Origin of the sequence: Oligella sp. HMSC09E12 (genome assembly GCF_001808505.1) — a bacterium.
Classification (GTDB): Bacteria; Pseudomonadota; Gammaproteobacteria; order Burkholderiales; family Burkholderiaceae_B; genus Oligella; species Oligella urethralis.
Map to the genome: position 1 here is coordinate 1 of NZ_KV793540.1, position 5,695 is coordinate 5,695.

3 protein-coding genes and 1 pseudogene are annotated in these 5,695 nt (G+C 41.7%); 3 read left to right on the forward strand and 1 reads right to left on the reverse strand.

What is annotated here, in order from left to right; all coding sequences use genetic code 11:
• The 3 genes from infA to HMPREF3179_RS02525 form a co-directional block, all read left to right on the forward strand.
• A partial coding sequence (gene infA / locus HMPREF3179_RS12075) for a translation initiation factor IF-1 (RefSeq protein ID WP_070469604.1) occupies positions 1–211 on the forward strand: 211 nt, incomplete at its 5' end.
• Between the two features lie 159 nt (positions 212–370).
• Positions 371–1,504 (forward strand): LPS O-antigen chain length determinant protein WzzB, encoded by a 1,134-nt coding sequence (locus tag HMPREF3179_RS02520; RefSeq protein WP_070469607.1) that lies wholly within the window; start codon positions 371–373, stop codon positions 1,502–1,504.
• Between the two features lie 138 nt (positions 1,505–1,642).
• Positions 1,643–4,117, forward strand: a complete 2,475-nt coding sequence (locus HMPREF3179_RS02525; protein WP_070469609.1) for a DUF3772 domain-containing protein — start codon at positions 1,643–1,645, stop codon at positions 4,115–4,117.
• Between the two features lie 261 nt (positions 4,118–4,378).
• Here HMPREF3179_RS02525 and HMPREF3179_RS02530 read toward each other — a convergent pair.
• Positions 4,379–5,302: pseudogene (locus HMPREF3179_RS02530) on the reverse strand (DUF808 domain-containing protein).
• Between the last annotated feature and the right edge of the window lie 393 nt (positions 5,303–5,695).

Here is a 5,695-nt window from a genome sequence, read left to right on the forward strand (position 1 = left end):
AAAGGAAGTTACACAAAATTATTTACAGGCCCCTGATTCCCGTTTTCGTGTCACCTTAGATAACGGCCACCCATTAATCGCCTACAGTGCAGGCAAAATGCGCCGACACAATATCCGCATCTTGGCTGGTGATGAGGTATCAATTGAGTTATCACCTTATGATTTAGATAAAGGTCGCATTGTTTACCGTCATTTAGCTAAGCGTCACTAAATTTATATCGTCCAAGGAGCGCATTACGCCTTATCGTGATGCGCTTTTTTCTTGTTAAACTAAAAAAGCACTTAGTAATTGTATTAGCCTCACAGCAAGCTTAATGTATTAAAATACATGTCAAATCAACAAACGGAATTGTAATTTAGGACGTAGCACATGTCCGAAGCTTCTAATCACAAGCCATACCAGATGGGCACAGAGCAGGATGAGATTGATCTCTTGGACTTGTTAAGTACCTTATGGGCCCACAAGTTTTTAATTATATTGTTTACTGTATTGGGCTTTGCTGCTGCCTATGGTCTATCATTATTGCAGACTGAGCAATGGCGTTCAAGCGCTGCTGTGGTTGCACCACGTCTTGTTGATACCGAGGGTTTGGTAACCGAGGCGCGTACCATTCAACACATTAATAATCCGAAGAGCATTAATAACCCCAAAGAGGATATTGATATCAATGAGTTTTTAATCAATATCTTTAATAACTTCTTATACACTGCTGCTGACCATGATGAAAAGCAGAGCTATTTATCAAAGACGGCCCTCTTTCAACGACTACAAAAAGATGCCGAGCCAAACGTAGTGCTAGATCGTTTAAGTCAAAATCTCTCGGTGCAACTACCGGATGAAAAAAATAAGTCCTTAGCGACTAGCTACACTCTATCTTTTATCAGTGATACCCCGGAAAGTGCTCAAGAGGTACTGAGCGGTTATATAGACAATATCAACCAGGTTGCCACGAAAACCATACGCAATGACTTTTATAACGACTTAAACTCAAAAATTGCTGCAGCCAAACAAGGCAAAGAGATTTTAGAGCGAGCGGCCAACACCAGGCGCCAAATCAATATTGAACACTATACAAATGCGCTTTCAATTGCTCAAAAGGCCGGTATTAAGAGCGTTTCTGGCGGCTTAGCCGGACTTAATGGTATTGCCAACAGCGAGGTGATGTTACAAATTGATTTAAACAACCCTGAGCTGCTCTATTTGCAAGGTGAAGAAATTTTAAGTGCATTGCTAGAGGTTGCAAAAAATAGTCCGGTCATCTATCCGGATGAGTACTTTCAGCTTCAATACCGAATTGAAGCCCTCGAAGCACTTCAAAATAAGGAGCCGGAGTTTCAAGCCTTCAGCTACTTAATGCGCCCTACCCTCCCACCAAAGCGCAGTTCACCTAAACGCGCCCAAATGGCTGTGATCGGTGCTTTAGTTGGCGGTGTTTTATCATGCTTAGTCGTTTTAATCATGGCCGCTTTCAGAAATAGAAACAAGGCACTGGCTCAAAACTAACTACTTTTTAAACAGCGAAACCAAGGGTTTCGCTGTTTTACCTTAAGCAAGGATTAGAGCCTCACTATCCTAAGCACAATTTTTTGCTACAGTTAGCTCATGCTGTAAACGCTATTCCGCTTATCTTTTTTATACTCTATGCGTGTCTCATTATTTGCTTTTATCTGCGCCTTATTAGTTAGTTTATTATTACCGCTGACCGCCTTAGCGCAAAGCGTCGCTGATACCGACGCCATCACCGTTGAACAATTACAGGCGCAGTTAGATGAGATACCTGTAAGCAGCAAAGACAATGCCGACTTACAACAGCTCACCACAAAGCTCAGTAAAATTCAGCAAAATGCTCAGAGCCTCCTAAACCAAGTAACGCAGCAAGTGGTCGATTTAAATGACAAATTAAATCGCATCAATACACCCGCAGGCGCAGCTAAAACAGAGGCGCCAGATTCGACCGAAGCCACAAGCACCGAAGCCACCAAATCAAATGCCGGTCCCGAAGCTGCATTTATTGATGAGCAACGCAGTGCACTGCAATCTGAACATGACAAATTAGACGCACAACGCAAACATTTAATTTTAATTATCAGTGCGGCGGAAGAAAAAAGAAAGCTACTTATCAATGAACGACGTCAGCGCTTCAAAGCCGAACTTTCTTTAAAAGTGCGTAGCATGTTAAACCCGAGCTTTTGGCGTAACTGGACGCTCGCAATGTCTACAGATGCCGCACGTATTCAAGCGTTTAAAAATGACTTAAGCGCTCTTGCCACAGAAGCCATTAACAAAGAAAATCGTTGGCCACTAGTGACAGGCATTTTACTCAGTATCTTTGCCTTTGTTTTTATTAATCGATATGTCAATCAATCGCTGAATTACGCGCTTATCACTATTATTCCTAACGGCAGAGCTCGCCGCTCCTTTTATGCGCTCGCTAAACTCCTGCTAAGGGTCTTATTGATGGGACTTGTGTGCTTATTAGTTTACTTGGGATTGAATTGGAATGATATTTTAAATCCTGAACTTAAACGCTATTTACAGCAAATATTTTATGCCATGCTACTCGCCTCCTTTATTTACGGTATGGGCGAAGCGATGCTTTGTCTTAAGCATGATACCTGGCGCTTGACTAATTTAAGCGGTGATGAGGCACGTGCCTTAAGCCCCTATCCGACATTATTAGCCTTATTAACACTGAGCTACCAAATCGTAACCATAAGCGGCAACTACATCGGCACGAGTTTTACCACTGAGCTAAGCGTTAATACACTGGCTACCTTTTTGACGTGTTTATTGAGCTTCAGCTTTTTTACTCGCTTATCGCGGGGTGGAAAACCTTTAAACAAAAAGCTCGTGGACTCAAGAGCCGCTGCAGAGGGTGAGCCTACTGAAGACACGACTCCAACAGAGGAAGAGACAAATCCTAAGTATCCGTTTTGGTTTGTGTCACTGACATCGATTGCCTGGCTACTTTCCTTGGTGGCGATAATTATCACCTTAACAGGCTATGTCAGTATGGCCTCATTTATTGTGAATCAATTGGTGTGGACCGTCTTGGTCAGTTCTGCCTTTTATATTGCGTGGAAATTAGCGGATGACCTGTATCATGCCCTGCTTGGTAATAAAGCGCTACTTGGCAACTACTTAATTAGGGCGTATGCAATCAGCGAGGACCTCATTAATCAATTTATCGTGGTGCTATCTGCCATCACCAAGGTTTTATTGATTTATGCATTAATCCGAATCCTATTATTGCCCTTCGGCACAAATATTACTGAATTTTCGAATTTCTCGGCGATGCTCAATCGCTTAGTGGCTGAACATAACTTTGCCTTGAGTACCAGCGGTATTATCAGTGCCATTTTTATCTTTATTATTGGCTTTTGGTTAATAAAGATTTTCAAAACGTGGCTAGAGAAAAAATATTTCCCTAATACTAAACTTGAAAAAGGGGTGCAATCCAGTATTTCAACCATGTCGGGCTACCTCGGTGGTGTCCTGGTCATTGCCTTAATCCTAGGTGCCCTGGGACTAAGCTTTGATAAAATTACGTGGGTTGCCAGTGCCCTCTCCGTCGGCATCGGTTTCGGTTTGCAATCTATCGTGCAAAACTTTATTTCCGGTCTTATTTTACTAACAGAAAGACCAGTGAAAGTCGGTGACTGGGTGGTTGTAGGTAATAATGATGGTGATATTAAACGTATTAATATTCGTGCCACTGAAATTCAATTATTTGACCGCTCAACGCTGATCGTGCCAAACTCTGAATTTATTACCAAGGCTGTACGCAATATGACGCTAGACAATAGCGGAGGTCGCATACAAATCAAACTCCCTTTACCTATCAATACAAACCCACGGATTGTAGCTGATATGGTACTAGCTGTGATGGCAGAGCATGAATCAGTGCTTGAAGATAGTGAACCCTATGTGCGCCTTGATGCAATTGATACTAGTGGACTTATGCTAACTGCCACCTGCTATGTGCCAAGCGCGCGCATGGTAGGTAAAATCCGCAGTGAACTTCTATTTGAAATATTAGACCGTCTACATCAAGCAGAGATTAACCTCATCAGCCCAGTGCCGGTTAATCAAATCGGTGGCAGCGGGAGTTTTTAAGGTATTGATTAGGAGGTGGATAAGTATTGGCATCTCGTGTATTGACCCAGTAAAAACCTACTCAGGTCTTATTTGATATGATGAAGAAAATTTGACCATGAGTAAAGAGATGAAATCAGAGAAGCGTTAGCGGCATAAGCTGAGCAAAAAGTGCTGGTCATTATAGTTCGCTAATTTTAGCTCTTTCAAAGCGACTTCTATTGAGGCTAATTTCATCTAAATAATATCAAACTAAAACTCATCGACCGTCAATTAAGCTATTTACTCATCAATGGTCAGGTATAAGGGTTTAGTGCGCTGCAAACTCATAAACATCGAAACTAGAATATATACTAAAAAACCTATTAGCATACCTATGAGTAAATCAAGCACGATTGATATTAGCAATGAATGACCAACCACACTTGCAACCAGCTCATGAAGCCACGGCCAATTATGCGTAAAAATACCGCCACCCACTAAAAACATGGCAATCGTACCAATAATCGCTAAACCCCGCATCAACATGGGCATAAAAGCAATTATTCCACGGCCAATTTTTTGTAGCATACTTGAACTCTTCTGCATAAGCCATAGACCAATATCATCGAGCTTTACTATCAAAGCGACAATACCGTATACAAATACAGTGATACCCACGCCAATAGCAATCATAACTAGCGTTTTGGGCAAAATCCCCATACTTGCTACAACACCCATTGCGATGATAATAATTTCTGCAGATAATATGAAATCGGTACGAATAGCCCCACGCACCTTCCTACGCTCTTCACTCTTCAAATCCTCCTGACTTAATACTGTTGTTGCATTTGATGACTCAACGTCAATCAAAGAGGAGCTCGTCTGTTTAACTTTCAAACTGTGCAGAAGCTTCTCCATCCCTTCAAAGGCTAAATAAGCACCGCCAATCAATAAAAGCACCGTGATCATCACAGGAGAAAAATACGAGATGAGTCAGGCAGTAGGTATAATGATCGCCTTATTAATAAAAGAACCAATCGTCACCTGCCAAACCACAGGTAATTCTCGTTGTGCAGCGATACCGGTCAATTGATTTGCGTTAACTGCCAAATCATCACCAACAATACCTGCCGTTTTTTTAGCAGCAACCTTAGTCATAACTGCCACATCATCAAGAACAGCTGTCACATCATCAAGCAAAGTCAATAAACTGGCAAAGGCCATATGGTCACCGTTATCGGAAGTTAAGGTAGTAAAAACAGCTGAGTTAATTTTTAAGCTAGCATCATAGCAAAACAATTTACTTATTGGCTGTGTGGTAAGTTCCTTTTGAGAACTGCATACGAAAAGTATATCAACTGATTAATAAATCTATTAACCGTATTTATTTTCGAGATGATTTTATAAGCTTGCTCACAACATTGTTAATGCAGTAAACAATCGGTGTAAGCGTCTGTGTTATAGATATGCTCACCGGGCCAGCACTTGTTACTCACCTTATGCCCAAGGACTGGTATGGGCGCTGCTGTTTATAAAACCCAATCCAGTCTGCTAATACTCGGGGATGCTTTCAAAGCGCTAACCCAATCACGTCCCGGATTGGCTGCATGTTTGCCT

What these genes read in the sequence shown, in the direction of transcription:
- HMPREF3179_RS02520 (WP_070469607.1), top strand. Translation starts at nt 371, where the DNA reads ATGTCCGAAGCTTCTAATCACAAGCCATACCAGATGGGCACAGAGCAG.
- HMPREF3179_RS02525 (WP_070469609.1), top strand. Translation starts at nt 1,643, where the DNA reads ATGCGTGTCTCATTATTTGCTTTTATCTGCGCCTTATTAGTTAGTTTA.